Source organism: Paenibacillus phytorum (assembly GCF_013141715.1).
Lineage (GTDB): Bacteria > Bacillota > Bacilli > Paenibacillales > NBRC-103111 > Paenibacillus_E > Paenibacillus_E phytorum.
Genome location: NZ_WHOA01000089.1, coordinates 33,615 through 49,086 on the forward strand (window position 1 = coordinate 33,615; position 15,472 = coordinate 49,086).

The 15,472-nt window shown below is 45.4% G+C and carries 19 protein-coding genes; 1 reads left to right on the plus strand and 18 read right to left on the minus strand.

Going from position 1 to position 15,472, the window contains the following annotated elements:
* Positions 1-88: 88 nt before the first annotated feature.
* The 12 genes from GC098_RS11745 to GC098_RS11800 all read right to left on the minus strand — a co-directional run bounded on the left by GC098_RS11745 (position 89) and on the right by GC098_RS11800 (position 9,849).
* Positions 89-682: a tetratricopeptide repeat protein gene (locus GC098_RS11745; RefSeq protein ID WP_171643353.1), complete on the minus strand. Its 594-nt coding sequence runs from the start codon at positions 680-682 to the stop codon at positions 89-91.
* 80 nt (positions 683-762) lie between these two features.
* Entirely contained in the window at positions 763-1,146 is a 384-nt protein-coding gene (gene panD, locus GC098_RS11750; RefSeq protein ID WP_171643354.1) for an aspartate 1-decarboxylase, read from the minus strand.
* Between the two features lie 5 nt (positions 1,147-1,151).
* On the minus strand, positions 1,152-2,015 hold the full coding sequence (panC, locus tag GC098_RS11755; RefSeq protein ID WP_171643545.1) for a pantoate--beta-alanine ligase: 864 nt from the start codon (positions 2,013-2,015) through the stop codon (positions 1,152-1,154).
* Between the two features lie 23 nt (positions 2,016-2,038).
* Positions 2,039-2,896 (minus strand): 3-methyl-2-oxobutanoate hydroxymethyltransferase, encoded by an 858-nt coding sequence (panB, locus tag GC098_RS11760; protein ID WP_171643355.1) that lies wholly within the window; start codon positions 2,894-2,896, stop codon positions 2,039-2,041.
* Between the two features lie 244 nt (positions 2,897-3,140).
* Positions 3,141-4,109 carry a biotin--[acetyl-CoA-carboxylase] ligase gene (locus GC098_RS11765; RefSeq protein ID WP_171643356.1) on the minus strand — a complete coding sequence of 323 codons (969 nt, stop codon included), beginning with the start codon at positions 4,107-4,109 and terminating at the stop codon, positions 3,141-3,143.
* 313 nt (positions 4,110-4,422) lie between these two features.
* On the minus strand, positions 4,423-5,748 hold the full coding sequence (locus tag GC098_RS11770; protein WP_171643357.1) for a CCA tRNA nucleotidyltransferase: 1,326 nt from the start codon (positions 5,746-5,748) through the stop codon (positions 4,423-4,425).
* A gap of 26 nt (positions 5,749-5,774) precedes the next feature.
* On the minus strand, positions 5,775-6,947 hold the full coding sequence (gene bshA, locus GC098_RS11775) for an N-acetyl-alpha-D-glucosaminyl L-malate synthase BshA (protein ID WP_171643358.1): 1,173 nt from the start codon (positions 6,945-6,947) through the stop codon (positions 5,775-5,777).
* Positions 6,948-6,965: 18 nt separating this feature from the next.
* On the minus strand, positions 6,966-7,658 hold the full coding sequence (gene bshB1 / locus GC098_RS11780; protein ID WP_171643359.1) for a bacillithiol biosynthesis deacetylase BshB1: 693 nt from the start codon (positions 7,656-7,658) through the stop codon (positions 6,966-6,968).
* Between the two features lies 1 nt (position 7,659).
* Positions 7,660-8,079, minus strand: a complete 420-nt coding sequence (locus tag GC098_RS11785) for a methylglyoxal synthase (RefSeq protein ID WP_171643360.1) — start codon at positions 8,077-8,079, stop codon at positions 7,660-7,662.
* Between the two features lie 26 nt (positions 8,080-8,105).
* Entirely contained in the window at positions 8,106-8,909 is an 804-nt protein-coding gene (dapB, locus tag GC098_RS11790; protein WP_171643361.1) for a 4-hydroxy-tetrahydrodipicolinate reductase, read from the minus strand.
* Between the two features lie 33 nt (positions 8,910-8,942).
* Positions 8,943-9,446 (minus strand): tetratricopeptide repeat protein, encoded by a 504-nt coding sequence (locus tag GC098_RS11795; protein ID WP_171643362.1) that lies wholly within the window; start codon positions 9,444-9,446, stop codon positions 8,943-8,945.
* Between the two features lie 64 nt (positions 9,447-9,510).
* Complete coding sequence (locus GC098_RS11800) at positions 9,511-9,849, minus strand: nucleotide pyrophosphohydrolase (RefSeq protein WP_029193041.1); 339 nt, start codon at positions 9,847-9,849, stop codon at positions 9,511-9,513.
* Between the two features lie 111 nt (positions 9,850-9,960).
* On the opposite strand from GC098_RS11800, the gene GC098_RS11805 reads away from it, so the two are divergent.
* Positions 9,961-10,833 (plus strand): YitT family protein, encoded by an 873-nt coding sequence (locus GC098_RS11805; protein WP_171643363.1) that lies wholly within the window; start codon positions 9,961-9,963, stop codon positions 10,831-10,833.
* A gap of 53 nt (positions 10,834-10,886) precedes the next feature.
* On the opposite strand, the gene GC098_RS11810 is transcribed toward GC098_RS11805, so the two are convergent.
* The 6 genes from GC098_RS11810 to GC098_RS11835 form a co-directional block, all read right to left on the minus strand.
* Positions 10,887-11,765: a sporulation protein YpjB gene (locus tag GC098_RS11810; RefSeq protein ID WP_171643364.1), complete on the minus strand. Its 879-nt coding sequence runs from the start codon at positions 11,763-11,765 to the stop codon at positions 10,887-10,889.
* 66 nt (positions 11,766-11,831) lie between these two features.
* Positions 11,832-12,494, minus strand: a complete 663-nt coding sequence (locus GC098_RS11815) for a DUF1405 domain-containing protein (RefSeq protein ID WP_246358565.1) — start codon at positions 12,492-12,494, stop codon at positions 11,832-11,834.
* Between the two features lie 68 nt (positions 12,495-12,562).
* Positions 12,563-13,450 carry a menaquinol-cytochrome c reductase cytochrome b/c subunit gene (locus GC098_RS11820; RefSeq protein WP_171643365.1) on the minus strand — a complete coding sequence of 296 codons (888 nt, stop codon included), beginning with the start codon at positions 13,448-13,450 and terminating at the stop codon, positions 12,563-12,565.
* 19 nt (positions 13,451-13,469) lie between these two features.
* Positions 13,470-14,141, minus strand: coding sequence for a menaquinol-cytochrome c reductase cytochrome b subunit (qcrB, locus tag GC098_RS11825; RefSeq protein WP_029193037.1), 672 nt, complete (start codon positions 14,139-14,141; stop codon positions 13,470-13,472).
* A gap of 17 nt (positions 14,142-14,158) precedes the next feature.
* The gene (locus GC098_RS11830) at positions 14,159-14,704 is read right to left on the minus strand and encodes a QcrA and Rieske domain-containing protein (RefSeq protein WP_171643366.1); all 546 of its coding nucleotides are present in this window, start codon (positions 14,702-14,704) and stop codon (positions 14,159-14,161) included.
* A 283-nt stretch (positions 14,705-14,987) separates the two neighbouring features.
* Positions 14,988-15,419 carry a DUF2487 family protein gene (locus GC098_RS11835; protein WP_171643367.1) on the minus strand — a complete coding sequence of 144 codons (432 nt, stop codon included), beginning with the start codon at positions 15,417-15,419 and terminating at the stop codon, positions 14,988-14,990.
* Positions 15,420-15,472: the final 53 nt, after the last annotated feature.

The following is a 15,472-nucleotide window of genomic DNA, read 5'->3' on the forward strand; positions in this document are numbered from 1 at the left end:
CGTGTATCTTCAATCCTTTCGTCCTGCACTTCTCCTAGCATACCAAATCTTATTAGGAAAAGGGAATACCCAGTTAGCCGCTTCCGTTTTAGGATTCGTCCAAATTGATCAGCGGCTCCATGCAAGAAGGATCAGTGTGATACGCTTTTTGAAAATATTCAAAGGCTTTTTCCATATTCTGATTTTGCACTTGTATGCAGCCCATTGCGTTGTAGGAAATGGCCTTCATCTTGGTATTGTCGGTCAGGGGCAAAAGGAACTTGAAGTGTTGATACGCTTCTCCAAACTCCCCTTTGCGCAAATGACCCATCGCTAAATATACCCTAGCTAGCAAGAAATCCGGCTGCCTTTGAATCAGCACTTGGAATTCTTTGATCGCTTGATCATACATATAAAGCTTGTAATACCCCTGCCCCCGCATGAATTCATCCGTCTGCTTCCCCGATAAATCTAGCTCCATCAGCTCATCATGAAGGGTTTGGGTACTCATCGGTACGGCCCCATAAAACTTTCCCAACTTCTCCTCAAAAAGCAGCCACGCTTCGATGAACTCATCGCTCATCGTTTTCAACACCTGCAATTGTTCGTCGAGCTCCGCCTTTTTTTCCACGTCACTATTCGGATATTCTTTTTGGATTTCTTCCAAAACCTCGTTCATTGTGGAAAATAAATGCTTAAACATTTGGCATCCCACCTTTGCTTCGAAAGCTTATCCTCATTCTTTGTAAACAGAGCCGATTTCATGCATGGAAGTGATCCCTCTTAAAGGATGGTGGAATGCTCTTCTTCTTTGAGAAGCTGCGCAACTTTATTATTATCACCCATAATGGCAATCGTTGGTTGATGCTTCTTCGCTTCTTCATCGGTCATCATCGCATAAGAAATAATAATAACCGTATCACCGGTCTGAACCAACCTAGCCGCAGCCCCATTTAAACAAATCACACCTGTGCCGCGCGGCCCCGGAATAATATAAGTTTCGAGACGTGCACCATTGTTGTTGTTCACGATTTGCACTTTCTCATTCGGCAACATACCAACCAAATCGATCAAATCTTCATCAATCGTAATACTTCCGATATAATTCAAATTCGCTTCCGTAACGGTTGCCCGGTGGATTTTAGCTTTCATCATGGTTCGAAACATGGAAGTCACTTCCTTACTTGTAAAATTAAATTATCGATCAAACGCGTTTTGCCGAATTTGACAGCCAAAGCAATGATAATAGAAGGAGTATGATGGCTATTTTCAAAGGGTTCTAATGTCGGATAAGCTAGTACCTCTACATAGTCAATGATGGCTAAAGATGAAGTAGCAATATGTTGGCTAACCAAGCTTTCAAGCTCCTGCGGTGTGAAAGTTGTATGTGATTCCACAAATGCCTTTGCTTTCTGTAAGGATTGAGACAAAACTAAAGCCTCCTTACGCTCTTCCTCAGATAGATACACATTACGCGAGCTCATAGCGAGCCCGTCCGCTTCACGCAATATAGGACATGGAACAATCTCGATGCCGAGATTGAGATCCTGCACCATTTGCTCAATGACAGCAACCTGCTGGGCATCCTTCAGGCCAAAAAAGGCTTGATCAGGCTGAACAATATGAAACAACTTGCTAACGACAGTTGCGACCCCGTCAAAGTGTCCAGGCCGCGATGCTCCGCAAAGTCTGGAGGTAAGACCTGTCACACTGACCGTAGTGCGTGTCGGTGACGGATACATTTCGCTCACTGATGGCATGAACACTAGGTCAACGCCTGCGGCTTCAGCTAATTGCAGGTCCCGCTCCGTATTGCGCGGGTATCGCTCGAAATCCTCACCTGGACCGAACTGGAGCGGATTAACAAATATACTTAGCACGACAAATCCACTTTGAGCACGTGCTTTGCGTAGCAAACTAGCATGGCCTTCGTGTAAATAGCCCATTGTGGGTACAAACCCAACAGATTGGTCGTTCTTGCGTCGATAGTCCCTTATGCGAGAACGCAAATCAGCAATTGAATGAATTACTTCCATTGTCTGGATCGCTTCCATGCCTCTCACTTCTCCTTATCGCCATATAAGTATTCAACAACATCGTTGTCCATATGAAACGTATGCTCTGGTGCAGGGAATGCCCGTGCTTTCACTTCTTTCACATATTCCCCAATACCTGCACGAATAGTTTCCCCTATATTCGCGTATGCCTTTACGAACTTTCTGGCAGCACTGTCAGAACCATACTGGAGAAGATCATGATAAACAAGTACCTGGCCATCGCAATGAATCCCAGAACCAATTCCAATCGTAGGAATCGATAGCTGCTTTGTTATCCACTCGGCTAGTTCATCAGTCACCAGCTCTAAGACCACAGCGAAAGCTCCCGCTTCCTCAAGAGCTTTAGCATCACTGAGCAGTTTTTCCGCTTGTTCGGAGCTGCGTCCTTGTACACGGAATCCACCAAGTTGATGTACGGATTGCGGAGTTAAACCCAAATGTCCGACGACCGGCACACCGGCCTCCGTGATCGCTTTGACAGTTGCTGCAATCTCAGCTCCGCCTTCCAGCTTAACGGCCTTTGCTCCACCCTCTTGCATTAATCGGGCAACACCACGAAATGTTGAGTCCAAGCTTCCATGGTACGTCAAGAAAGGCATATCCGCTACAATGAACGTATTTGAAGCTCCACGCACCGCGGCTCGCGTCTGGTAAACCATATCATCCAGTGTGACAGGAAGGGTTGAATCGTAGCCTAGTACTACATTCCCCAGAGAATCTCCTACAAGGATGACATCAATGCCAGCCTCTTCCGCCAAGCGGGCTGAGGGATAATCATAAGCAGTTACCATGGTAATGGGAACGCCATCTTGCTTCATTTTTCTCATCTTAGCTGTCGTAAGCGGCTTACGTTGTTCCATTGTTATCCCAGCTTCCTCATATAAAATAAAAAACCTTTTAGCTAAGAGCTAAAAGGATCGCATGCAGAAAGAATCCAATGATCCCTCTGTCTCGGTCCCATAAGGCTCAGAGCAGAATCCAACATCTTGTTTCAAGTCCTATTCCTTTGTAAACAAACTACCAACGTCAAGCTGCAAGTGCAGTTCCTTTAAGGATACCGCCTTGTCTTGCTATTATACCAAATGTTGCTTCCATTTGATACCTTTACTTCAGTTCAATATCTCCGGAATATATCTTTATTTTCTCTCCAGCTTGCGTTATTACCGTTAATGCACCTGAATCATCCAACGAATCAGCGATGCCTTCAATGACTCCTGAAGGTGTATGCGTACGGATTGGACGCTTCAAAGTTACACTGAGAGCCTCCCATAGCAAACGGATTGGGGCAAAGCCTTTCTCCATATATAGCGCATAGAGATCTTCAAACTCTAAAAGAAAAGCTTGTACCAAACTTTCTCTTGGGATGTCAGCGCCCGATTCAATCGCAAGTGAGGTCGCAATATTCCGAAGTTCCTCGGGATAATCTTCCCTTTTCAAATTTACACTGATGCCAAACCCTGCAACCACATACTTGAGCCGTTCATCTTCCCCACTGCTTTCAAGTAAGATGCCGCTTACTTTCTTCCCTTTAATTAGAAGATCATTAGGCCACTTAATCCCGATGTCTACCTGGCACACCTTCTGGATGGAGCGACAAAGCGCTACCGCACTTAGCAGTGTTAATTGAGGCATGAAATAGACCGGAATACGCGGCTTTAACACAAGACTCATCCAGATCCCTTTACCGGCCGGAGAATGCCACGTGCGCCCCATTCGGCCTCTTCCCGCTGTCTGTGCCTCTGCCAAAACAATCGTGCCTTCAGGAGCACCTGATGCAATGAGAGCGTGTGCTATCGTCTGTGTAGACTCGACTTCCCCGTAAACATGGATTTTTTGGCCAAGAACCTTGGTTTTCAATCCGCTCAACAATTCGTTCACTTGCCATGAATTAGGCTTGCTCAACAATCGGTACCCTTTACGAGGCGCAGCTTCAAATTCATAGCCTGCCGATCGAAGCTCTTCAATATGCTTCCAGATCGCGGTGCGGCTAACGTTAAGTCGTCGGCTGATTTCCTCGCCGGAAACGTAAGTTTCCGGGAACTCTTGGAACAGCTCTAATATACGTTTGTTCATACGATTTCACTCACGATCTATCGGGAATTTATTTGGATGATGATTCATCTGTAATCCTGCAGTTGTTGTAGTTCGTGCAACATTTTGGAGGTAAATCCGTGTTATTCTATAATCTGTTGTACAATGTACAACAATTTGGTCCAATATAAGCCATTTCCCAACAAATGGGCTTGAAATGTTGTACAAACTGCAACTTCAAGTTGCGAAATACCTATTGGTGTGTGAATTGTTGTAGAAAATGCAACATTGGTCGAGTGGACGGATACACCCATAATATCATCATTCAAATTATAAAAAAAACCGCGCTGCGCTGCTACTTCGCAGCACGCGCGGCAAGTAAAAGTGATTCTCGCTCGTTCGGGATTTCACCGAGCGCGGTTCGTTCAAGCAGCTGCTGCAGCAGCATGCCCATCCATGGGCCCGGCTGCCGGCCAAGCTCTTCCGCCAAATCCGTGCCGGATATGGCGAGTTCCTTCAGGCTGAAGCAGGGAACCTCCTTCAGCCAAGCATCCCCGCGGCGCAGCAGCTCTGGCGCGGCGGTCTGCAAGAAGCGCGCGAGCTCGCCGCGCTGCTCAGGGCTCTGCGGCAGCACGCTCAGCAGCCGCAGCAAAGCGCGGGCAGCGGCTTCGCCGCGGCGCACCGCGCCAAGCTTCCAGACCCGCTCCAGCGGAGCCGGGTCCTGCACCAGCGCTAACGCGGCGTTCTGCGAAGCACCGCTCGTAAGCTGCGCGGCCACAGCCTCGCGCAGCGCCAACACCGCCACGACCGCTTCGCAATCGGCGCGGGAGAAGGTCAGCTCCTGGAGCGCCGTGCGGACCGTGTCCGCCGGCATCTCCAGAAGCATCAGCAGCATGGCCCAGCGGTCATGCTGCCCTTCCAGCGCGCTGACAGCGTCCAGCGCGTCATCCCATGCGAGCCAGCGCTCAAAAGGCAGCGGCAGCTGCTTTTTGAGGTGCGCCGTGAGGCGGCTCGCCAGCAGTAACCGCACAGCCCGTGCGGGGGCTGGGCCTTCGATCATGCGCTGCAGCTCGCTGCGCACGCGCTCCATAGCGATATGGCGCAGCAGCGGAGCTTGCGCAAGCAGCGCTTGCCAAGTGCTTGATTCGACCTCCAGTCCATAGGTCGAGGCAAAACGAACACAGCGAAGCATGCGCAGCGCATCTTCGCCGAATCGCTCCTCTGCAGCCCCTACGCAGCGCAGCACACCTAGTTCCAGATCCTTCTGCCCTGCAAAAGGATCCAATACAACGCCCGCCGCGTCCATCGCCATAGCGTTCATCGTAAAATCGCGCCGCTTCAAATCCTCTGTCAAATCCGAAATGTATTCGACAGAGGTTGGGCGGCGGAAGCCCTCATACTCCGTTTCCTTCCGGAACGTCGTCACCTCATAGGTCCCCTGTGACAGGATGACGGTTACCGTGCCGTGCTGCAGCCCTGTCGGCGCCGTCCGCGGGAAACAAGACATAACCTGCTCCGGCAATGCTGACGTCGCAATGTCGATGTCCTTAATCGGTCGGCCTAGCACAGCATCACGAACGCAACCACCTACAAGATACGCCTCATACCCAGCTTCTGTAAGCTTAGAGAGTACTAAGGAAGCACCACGATCTATTACTTCTATTTTAACAACATCCGACATGTTACTCCTAACCTGCTAACATCCTCTTATTGACAGGACGAAGCTGTAATGCGATGAGATTCTGGAAGCTCTCTTCCCAGCACGCGATAATAAATTTCCTCATATTGAACCGTAGTTATATCATTACAAAATGTATGCCGAGCACGAGTCAAACAATTCTGCGCCACTTGTTCGTACAATACTTGATTACTAAGCAAGTTAATGACATGTTCGGCCATTTTATCCGTATCCCCAACATCTGCTAAATAGCCGGTTTCACCGTGCGTAATGAGCTCGGGAATCCCGCCGGCATTGGAGCCGATCGTTGGCACCCCGCATGCCATCGCTTCTAGGGCGACAAGACCGAAGCTCTCTTTTTCAGAAGGAAGCAGCATCACGTCGGCAAGGGAAATCACCTGCGCTACGTCATCCTGTTTTCCACAGAACGTTACCTTATCTGTAAGGCCAAGTTCCTTTACCTTAGAAATCATTTTGGATAAATCAGGACCTTCTCCCACGAACAAAAGACGTGACGGAATCTGCTTGCTGACTTTTGCAAAAATATCAATAACATCCTGCACACGTTTAACAGGCCTGAAATTAGAAATATGAATCAGAATCTTCTCTTCCGGCCGGGCAAACTCGCCTCTAAGCTTCGTAATATCACGAGGGTAATACACCCGTTTATCGACGAAATTATAAGTTAGATCAATGTCACGGTCGATGTCCAATAATTCTCTTGTTTCTTTAATTAAATCTTTCGAAACCGCTGTAACCGCATCGCTTTCATTAATAGCATAACGAATTAAGTCGGAAATCGATTGATCCTGTCCCAGAACGGTTATGTCCGTTCCATGGAGTGTCGTGACAACCTTGAGATTACTACCAACCATCTGTTTCGCCAGAAGTGCACATACGGCATGAGGAATGGCATAATGAACATGTAGTAAATCTAACTCTTCCATCTTGGCGACCTGTGCCAATTTGCTGGCGAGAGAAAGGTCATAAGGCGGATACCGAAAGACATAATATTGACTGACTTCCACTTCATGATAAAAAATATTTTTATGAAATTTACCCAAACGAAAAGGCATACTGTGAGTAATAAAATGAACCTCGTGTCCTTTTTCGGCAAGCAGCTTGCCAAGTTCAGTAGCGACAACACCTGAACCACCTAAAGTCGGATAACAGGTAATTCCAATCTTAAGTTTATCTTTCATCATGCACCTCTTTTCCGATCAAACGAATCGATCTACCACTAAGGGCAGCTTAGAAACGAAACCTTCTGCATAAGTTAACAAGCGCTTTTGACCTAATATGCGATCTCGAGCTTCAACTCGTTCGATATAGCCTTGATTTAAGGGCGTGGCTACCGTACCTTGACCCGTAATAAATTGTGAGCGATAAGCGCTCAATGCTGTAATTTTTTCATCGTAACAATCGGTTACATCCACCATGAGATCAGCTTCGTAAACGTCATTTATAAAATAAAAGTACATCTGCTCCACGTTCACAGGCTCAGAATCAGGCAAATACTTGCGAAGCTTAGCGTTAAAAACAGCTTCCTGAACCAACCCCGAACAGGCAACATGGTCTGGATGCCGATCCTGCCAGTAGGGTGCAAATACGATTCTCGGCTTAAATTTACGAATCTCTTGCGTAATACGCTCAATATTTGCCTGTGTGGCAAATAATCCTCGATCCGGTAGTCCCAGATTCGTACGAACCTTCACGCCTAGAATACTCGCAGCCAGTTCAGCCTCCTCGATCCTTGTTTCTACTGTGCCATTAGAGGACATTTCGGCATAGGTTAAATCACAAAGTCCAACCTTAAGCCCACGCTTGGTATGTTTGGCAATGGTGGCACCCATGCCAATTTCAGCATCATCTGCATGTGCGCCAAATATAAGAATATCGAGAGATTCGCTCATCTTATTCAATACCTGGCTTATATTTATGTACTAACTCTCTCCAACCGAAATCACCGCGATCAAGCGCTCTGACAAGTAGTTCTGCTGTTGCTACATTCGTAGCGCAAGGAATTCCCTGAACGTCACAAAGACGCAGCAGAGCAATAATGTCCGGTTCATGTGGTTGAGCCATTAATGGATCTCGAAGGAAAATAATAAAATCCATCTCATTTTCAGCTACCATTGCGCCAATTTGCTGGTCTCCCCCAAGAGGACCTGACATAAATCGATGTACGTCTAATTTCGTGCCATCCATAATCCGCTGTGCTGTCGTACCTGTTCCATATAACTTATGACCCTCGAATACATGTTCATACGCTGTAACGAAGTTCACCATTTCATCCTTCTTACGATCATGGGCAATTAACGCTATCTTTAACATCTTGTCTTCCACTCCCCTAGGGCTCTTTAATCTATAAAATGCTCGAATCCATAAATCATTCCGCTATATGTCATCACTTTACGTACAGCAATCGCAACGCCCGGCATATAGGCTGCACGATCATAGGAGTCATGTCTAATTTTGAGCGCTTGGCCCTGTTCCGCCATAATCACTTCCTGCTGAGCAAAGACTCCAGGCAGTCGAACACTATGTATTCTAAATCCATTGTAATACCCGCCGCGCGAACCTTCAATTGTTTCTTCTTCATTCGGATTACCTTGACGCAACTCTCCTCTAACTTCGGAGATAAGTTCCGCGGTTTTCACTGCCGTTCCTGAAGGCGCGTCCAGCTTTTGATCCCCGTGATACTCAATGATTTCAAGATTAGGGAAGTATTTAGATGCTTGAGCCGCAAATCTCATCATAAGTATAGCCCCAATTGAGAAATTCGGAGCTATGATTCCGCCAATTCCACTTTCTTGACACTGCTTGTCCAACTCAGCAATAGCTTCCGGCGTAAATCCTGTTGTTCCCATTACTGGGCGAATTCCTAGGCGAATAGCCAAGTTTGTATGTGAAACCGCAGTTTGCGGTCCTGTAAAATCTACTAAAACGTCTGGCCTGGATTCTGTTAGAGCCTGCTCCAAATCATTGCTCATTGTAACTCCACATTCTTCAAATCCTACCATCCTTCCCAAATCAATTGGGCCAGAGGAGCGGTTAACCCCCGCCACCAGTTCCATATCGGACTCTGTGAGAACGGTCTTCACGACCTCTCGCCCCATTCTTCCACTTGCACCAATAACGGCTACTCGAATTTTACGATCCATGTTGAGAATATCTCCTTTTTGTATGTTTTAAGCCTATAATTTCATCTTTTGTTGATAGAGCGCCGCATGCTTTTTCGCAATTTCATGGTGAGGCTCCAAACGCACCGCTTCCATAACGGTTTGATAGGCTCTCCCATAATCCTTTCGCAAAGCAAAAGCTTCTCCTAGAATAAGATACGCTTCAATAGCCAGAGGATCAAGAGTAATCGCTTCTTTTAGTAAGAAAATCGCGCGTTCTCCATGCTCAGACTCGGCACTTAGCTGTTTTTGTGCTTGTTCAACTAATTCTCTTGCATGCAGGACTTGCAGATGATAACGATAAACTTCATTATCTTTAACCAACTCTAGTGCTCTTGAAGCATGCTCAATGGCTTTAAACAATTTGTTACTTCTTGCGAAAGTAATCGATAACTTGTAGTGATAGGCAGCATTGTTTGGTTCTTCAGCTATCGCTTTTTCAAACCATTCAATGGCTTTTTCAAAATCATGACCAAGTATGGATTCGTACGCTTTCTGTATTTGAGTTTCTCCATTCATCTGCCCATCCTCCTCCACCCGAAATCGAGTCTCCCGTTATTGGGGATGGTATAGTTTATGAAGGTTATGTAGTTTCGGTGTTAATTTTGGTCCATCGACCCGCGTCCCGCGTGTTGAATTTATGCATGATTTTATCATGTGCTTCCGTCAAATCAATGCCCAAAGAGTTCGCGAAACAGATGGTTATGAAAAGAATATCACCGAGTTCGAGCTCAATTGAATTGTCTTCTTCTGTGCTTTTTTTGGGCTTTTCACCGTATGTGTGATTCACCTCTCGAGCTAATTCACCAACTTCCTCTGACATTCTGGCCAGCATAGCTAAAGGACTGAAATATCCTTCCTTAAACTGGGAAATATAAGTGTCAACCTCTTGTTGTATATCTTTAAGAGTTCGTTCAGACATGTTCACCCTTCTTTCCATCATCTTCACTGAGCTATCATCACTATGTTAAACTATAGAAGAAAAGTTGACAAATTTTTTTGGCGATACCATCAAGTATGTGGAGGAACAGGAATGAGATTTAAGGAACGATTTGCTGATCGATTTACGAATGTTGTTGCAATTATGATCGGTACTGCTATTTATGCGTTTGGTTTGCACTATTTTGTTATTTCCAATGAGTTAATGGAGGGCGGGGTTACAGGTGTTTCCTTGCTGCTCAAATATGTACTAAACGTGCCACCTTCCCTATCTACGCTGTTAATTAATATTCCTTTGTTTTATATCGGATGGAAAAATTTTGGAAGAGGACAGATGCTTTACACCATCTTCGGTGTCGTCTCATTGTCTTTCTTTCTATGGATCATGGAGCTGCTCATTCGAAAAGAATGGCTGATCCCTTTTCATACCACTCAGGATTACTTTCTAGCGACTCTATATGCAGGTATTACACTCGGAACTGGACTAGGACTTGTCTTCCGTTTCGGTGGCACTACGGGTGGCTCTGATATCTTGGCTCATATCGGCAATAAGAAGAGAGGCTGGAGTGTTGGACAAGTCATCCTCATTATTGACGTTATCGTCATTGGCTCTTCGTTAATCTATTTACCAAAAGAGAAGGTCTTATATTCACTTGTTGCCGTCTTCGTAAGCTCTCGTCTCATCGATTATATTTCCGAGGGCGCTTACGCGGCCAAAGCGTTTACCATTATTAGCGATCAAGCATCTCAGTTAGCACAAGCCATTACGACGGAACTAGACAGAGGAGTGACTTTATTCCCAGCTAGAGGTGCCTACTCCGGCAACAATAAGGAAGTTGTTTATTGCGTCGTCTATCGTCACGAAACCAGAAGGCTTCGTGAACTCATTCATTCAATGGATCCTAGCGCATTCATCATAATTGGTGATGTGCATGATGTTATTGGTGAAGGATTCAAACAAAAGTAACGCAAGAAGTGGGTCCAGCAGCTATATAAGCTTGCTCGACCCACTTTTATGTTTCACCTATTTTCAGTTTCTCTCGTTTGCTTAACCGGAACAATATGTCGTCCTGATTGGTACATTCTCCATCCCACGAAGGATAGCACACTGACAATAATGAGACCAATACCTAACGACCAGATGATTGGCTGTCTAGGGTCAGTAATGGGCACGAAAGCGATCGCATCCTTGTTCTTCAGAAACAAATCATCCAAAACGTGATTTAGATGGTCAAGCCCTGATTCCGATTGTCGAGTCGACATAGGCTGACTATTCAAATTTGTTCGGATAAAAGCGAGCAGCGAATCAAGCTTTTCGACGGAAGCGGCATCTCGGCTAATCAGCAAGGAAGGATGAATGATGGCAATATGCTGCGACAGCTTACCGAAATTCGCCAACGCCTCCTTCTGTTTATTCGCTTTAACGTCCTCGGTTAGGTTATTTGTATCATTTTGCAGCACTTTATAATATTGCAGCCACATAGGCTGGTTCTTATGTGTTAACGCATCGGTGGCTAGACGAATTTTGGCGACAGCGACCTGCCCTTCTTCCGGTGAATAAGCTGCGGCATTGTAGACCCTTTTCGCTTGTGTAATCGTCTCCGTTAAAGCATTTAACCCCTCAACAGATGTAATCCCCTCGAAATGAATCTTAGGAATCTGATCAGACATTTGCATCAGTTTATTTCTCGCTTCTGTGACTTGACCATCCATGGTTTGTTTGTACATATCATCGGCAATTTGGTTCAAAAACGCTATCCGCTCTACTTGTTCAGGATCTATTGGCTTAGCGGCTTGTCCGTTTGTACTCGTGCTAACTCCGCAAGCCGAGCTTATACTTATAACGGCTGCAAGCAGAAGTGTGGTCGTTAACCATTTCATACCGGAATAATTAAACATGGGACATCCCCTCCTTCACCATCATCATATGGAGGTTTGTCCCAATTTAGACCAGCTGCTATGCGGTTATGTACTTCTTTTCTTGCGGATAAGCAGGCATACAACTGCTATCAAAATGCCAGTCATACTTAAGCCTACTGTGAACCATTCGATGTTACTTAAATAATTGTCCACAAGTACATCAGGTAATCTTGGAAAAACACCTTTTTCATAATCCATGAAATCGTTCCAAAATGTCCAGATGGCAACAATGATAATAGCCGTTAGCCTGTACCTATACCATCGAACGAATAGCAGCGCTTCCACAGCCATTGCCAAATGGGAACCTGTCAGCATCCAACCATCCCAGCCGACTGGAACACCCTGCCACGCACCTGTCCAAATCATGGCAACCGCCCAGATGCCATATTTAAATGAAGTAATCAATGCGAATGCTTCAACAAACCCGCGAATAGCTCGATAAAGCTTACTGGGTTGCTGGTCCAAAGAACGGTTCATAAGCAGGAAACCGATTGATAAAGTGAAAAATAAGCTGGCTGTTGGGCTGTCGGGAACAAAGTATACGTACCAAACAGGATAATTAGCAATCGTATCGACCATTTGTGCCCAATACCACTCATAGCCATAAATTGTACCTAAAAGGTTTGAAATGAAAAACGCCCACAACATCTTTTTGCTGAGCAGAAAATCCTTGCTCCAAAAATAGGAAACGGACAACCCTTGCTGCAAGTAAGCTCCTCCTCTTGTGCGAACTTATCTAAAAAAACCTGACCGCTCTCGCGATCAGGTTTCCTTTTTTATTGAGCTTTTTGTTTGGATAACCATTCAGCAAGTTTATTAATATCAGCATCACTTAAGCCTTTATCAATGTTAGCTTGATATTGCTTACCCATATTGCCTTTACCATTCTTGATAATGCCAAGAATCTCATCTTGTGGATGCTTATCACCAACACCAAGTAAGGCAGGTACACCAGAAGCAGGCATCCCTTTAAGTCCAGCACCGTGACAAGATAAGCAAGTTGCTTTCTTGTATATCTCAGCACCAGGATCATCAGCTGCAACGATAGCTGCAGATTTCTTCGTTTCCTTAGCACCGCCGCCACCAGCAGCACCTTTGTTCGCGTGCATCTCTTCCTCACGCTTAATGTGTTCTGGAACAATGTTTTTCTCTTTCAGTTCTACTTGGTAATGAGACCAAGATGTGTACGTCAAATACGTACAAGCGATAAGAGATAAAATCATCAAGCTTGAAGCGATCGGTCTTCTGTAGAAACGACGCTCTTTACCTGTGTCCAAGAAAGGAGCAAGCAGCAAGCCGCCGAACAGTAAACCAGGTACTACAACCGCACCAAGAACAACGTAATCTCCTGATGTATATGGGTATTTCAATAATTGATACATGAATAAGAAATACCAATCCGGCATTGGAATGAACGCTGTGTTCTTAGGATCCGCAGGATATCCTAGCGGAGCTGGATCCGACATGACCAGTACTAGCATACCGACCAATACGACTACACCAACCATCCATTCTTTCAACAAGAAGTTTGGTATGAACGCTTCTGATTTCCCCGGATATGCAGAATAATCTTTAGGAATCAGTCGTTGCTCTTGTGATTTCTTTATTACGCGGGAATCTCCCACATAAACGATTTTTTCGTCAGACTTATGACCATGCGCCACGCATTGACCCTCCTTTCAATTATAGCGGTCCGGAAATACCTTGTTTGCGAATCATGAAGAAATGTCCAGCAAGCAAAGCTAGCAGAACGCCCGGCAGGAAGAATACGTGGATGGCAAAGAAACGAGTCAATGTTTGAGCGCCAACAATGCTTCCACCTTGCAGCAATGTTTCAATATATGGTCCCGCGAACGGTACCGCTGCTGCGATCTTCATACCTACTTGTGTAGCGAAATACGCTTTGTTATCCCATGGTAGCAGGTATCCGGTAAAACCAAGACCTAACATAACGAAGAAAATCAACATGCCTACAACCCAGTTCATTTCACGGGGTGCTTTATAAGAGCCTGTGAAGAACACGCGCAGGGTATGTAAGAACATCATCACGATTACTAAGCTGGCTCCCCAGTGGTGCATACCTCTGACAATAACACCGAAAGCCACTTTATGTTGTAAATAGTCAACGCTGGCATACGCGTTGATAATATCAGGTGTGTAATACATAGTTAAGAACATACCTGACAAAATTTGAATGACTGTAATGAAAAACGTCAATCCGCCGAAGCAATATACGAAAGCGGAAAAATGATGAGCAGGGTTTACGTGCTCTGGAACCTCGTGGTCTGCTACATCCCTCCACATTGGCGTAATATCAAGACGTTCGTCAATCCAGTTGTATACGTTTTTAAACATCTGATGCTGACGCCTCCTTATACTCTTGTGTTAGCATGTAGTTGTCCCACATAAACGAAACCATTCTCTACTTTGGTCGTGTACTCATCCAAAGGCTTTGGTGCTACTGCAAGGTTCTTACCATCTTGCGTATAGTGAGCACCGTGACAAGGACAGAAATACTGATCTTTGTAAGCAGGATTATCGTTCCAGTTGACTGTACATCCAAGATGCTTACAAGTTGGATTCAACGCAAAGAGCTTGCCGCCGCTGTCTTTGGAAATCCATGCAACCAGTTCAGCATCGCTTTCGTACCAGCCATCTACCTGATGAACTTGAAACGTAAACGCTTGTGGAACATTTGTAATTTTACTTTCTTCGACAACTTTAACCCAATCCGCAGCACTTTTCTTTTGAAGGACAGGATCAATAGCAAACCGTATCATCGGTATAATAATCCCGGCTCCCATGAATCCTCCAGCGCCACCAAGGGTGTAAGAAAGAAATTGTCGACGAGACATTTCGCGTTTGGTCCCGGGTTTCTTCCCATGCTGTTCTTCTTTGTGATTGTTATGATCACTCATTCTCAGGTCTACCCTCCTACATTGGCCGAAGTCCGAACCCTCTCGGACGTCAGTTACCTCTATCACGTGTCGTTCGACATTACACTACATAACTAGGACATTACTAATAATAGCCTACGTCTACTAGGTCGTCAAGAATCCATAACTCCTTTTCATCGGTTGAAATCTCAGCCATCGGACAAATTTTAACGAAATTGTCACAACTTTTTGGAAGCTATAGAAATTAATTTCTCCCCTTATCCTGCACAACTTTTTTTCCATTAATACGCTTATCTGTTTAAAGTTAATCGTTCTGCTGCCATAATTCTTGTACTTGTTTGGAAATACTTGATTTGATTAGTTCCGATTGACTCGTCCACTGCTCCATATCGACAGCAATCAGCAAATCCGTTTGCTCTGCTTTCCAAAGTACTGCTTCTGTATGTATGGTAAGACCGATTACATAACGGAACCCCATTCTTTTTAAATGAAGTGAGATGGCATTCAACTGTTCTCTCATATCCGTACCCGTTATGTAGTGAAGCGCTGGATAGGTTACTACTCTGCCCTTGTAAGGAATTTCAATCGTTTCCAGTGCATCTCGAAGCTGTTCTAACGCGATTGTCACTTGTGCAGGATCTTCAAACCCCGTCAACCCCGTCAATGGAAGTAAACACGTGTCCAAATACGGTTTCAATTCTGGCCAATCTTGTGCTGATATATCATTAAACTTCACCGAATCGTCCTCCCCTATTGTTTGCCAAATGTATGCATGCTATGTAATGTCAT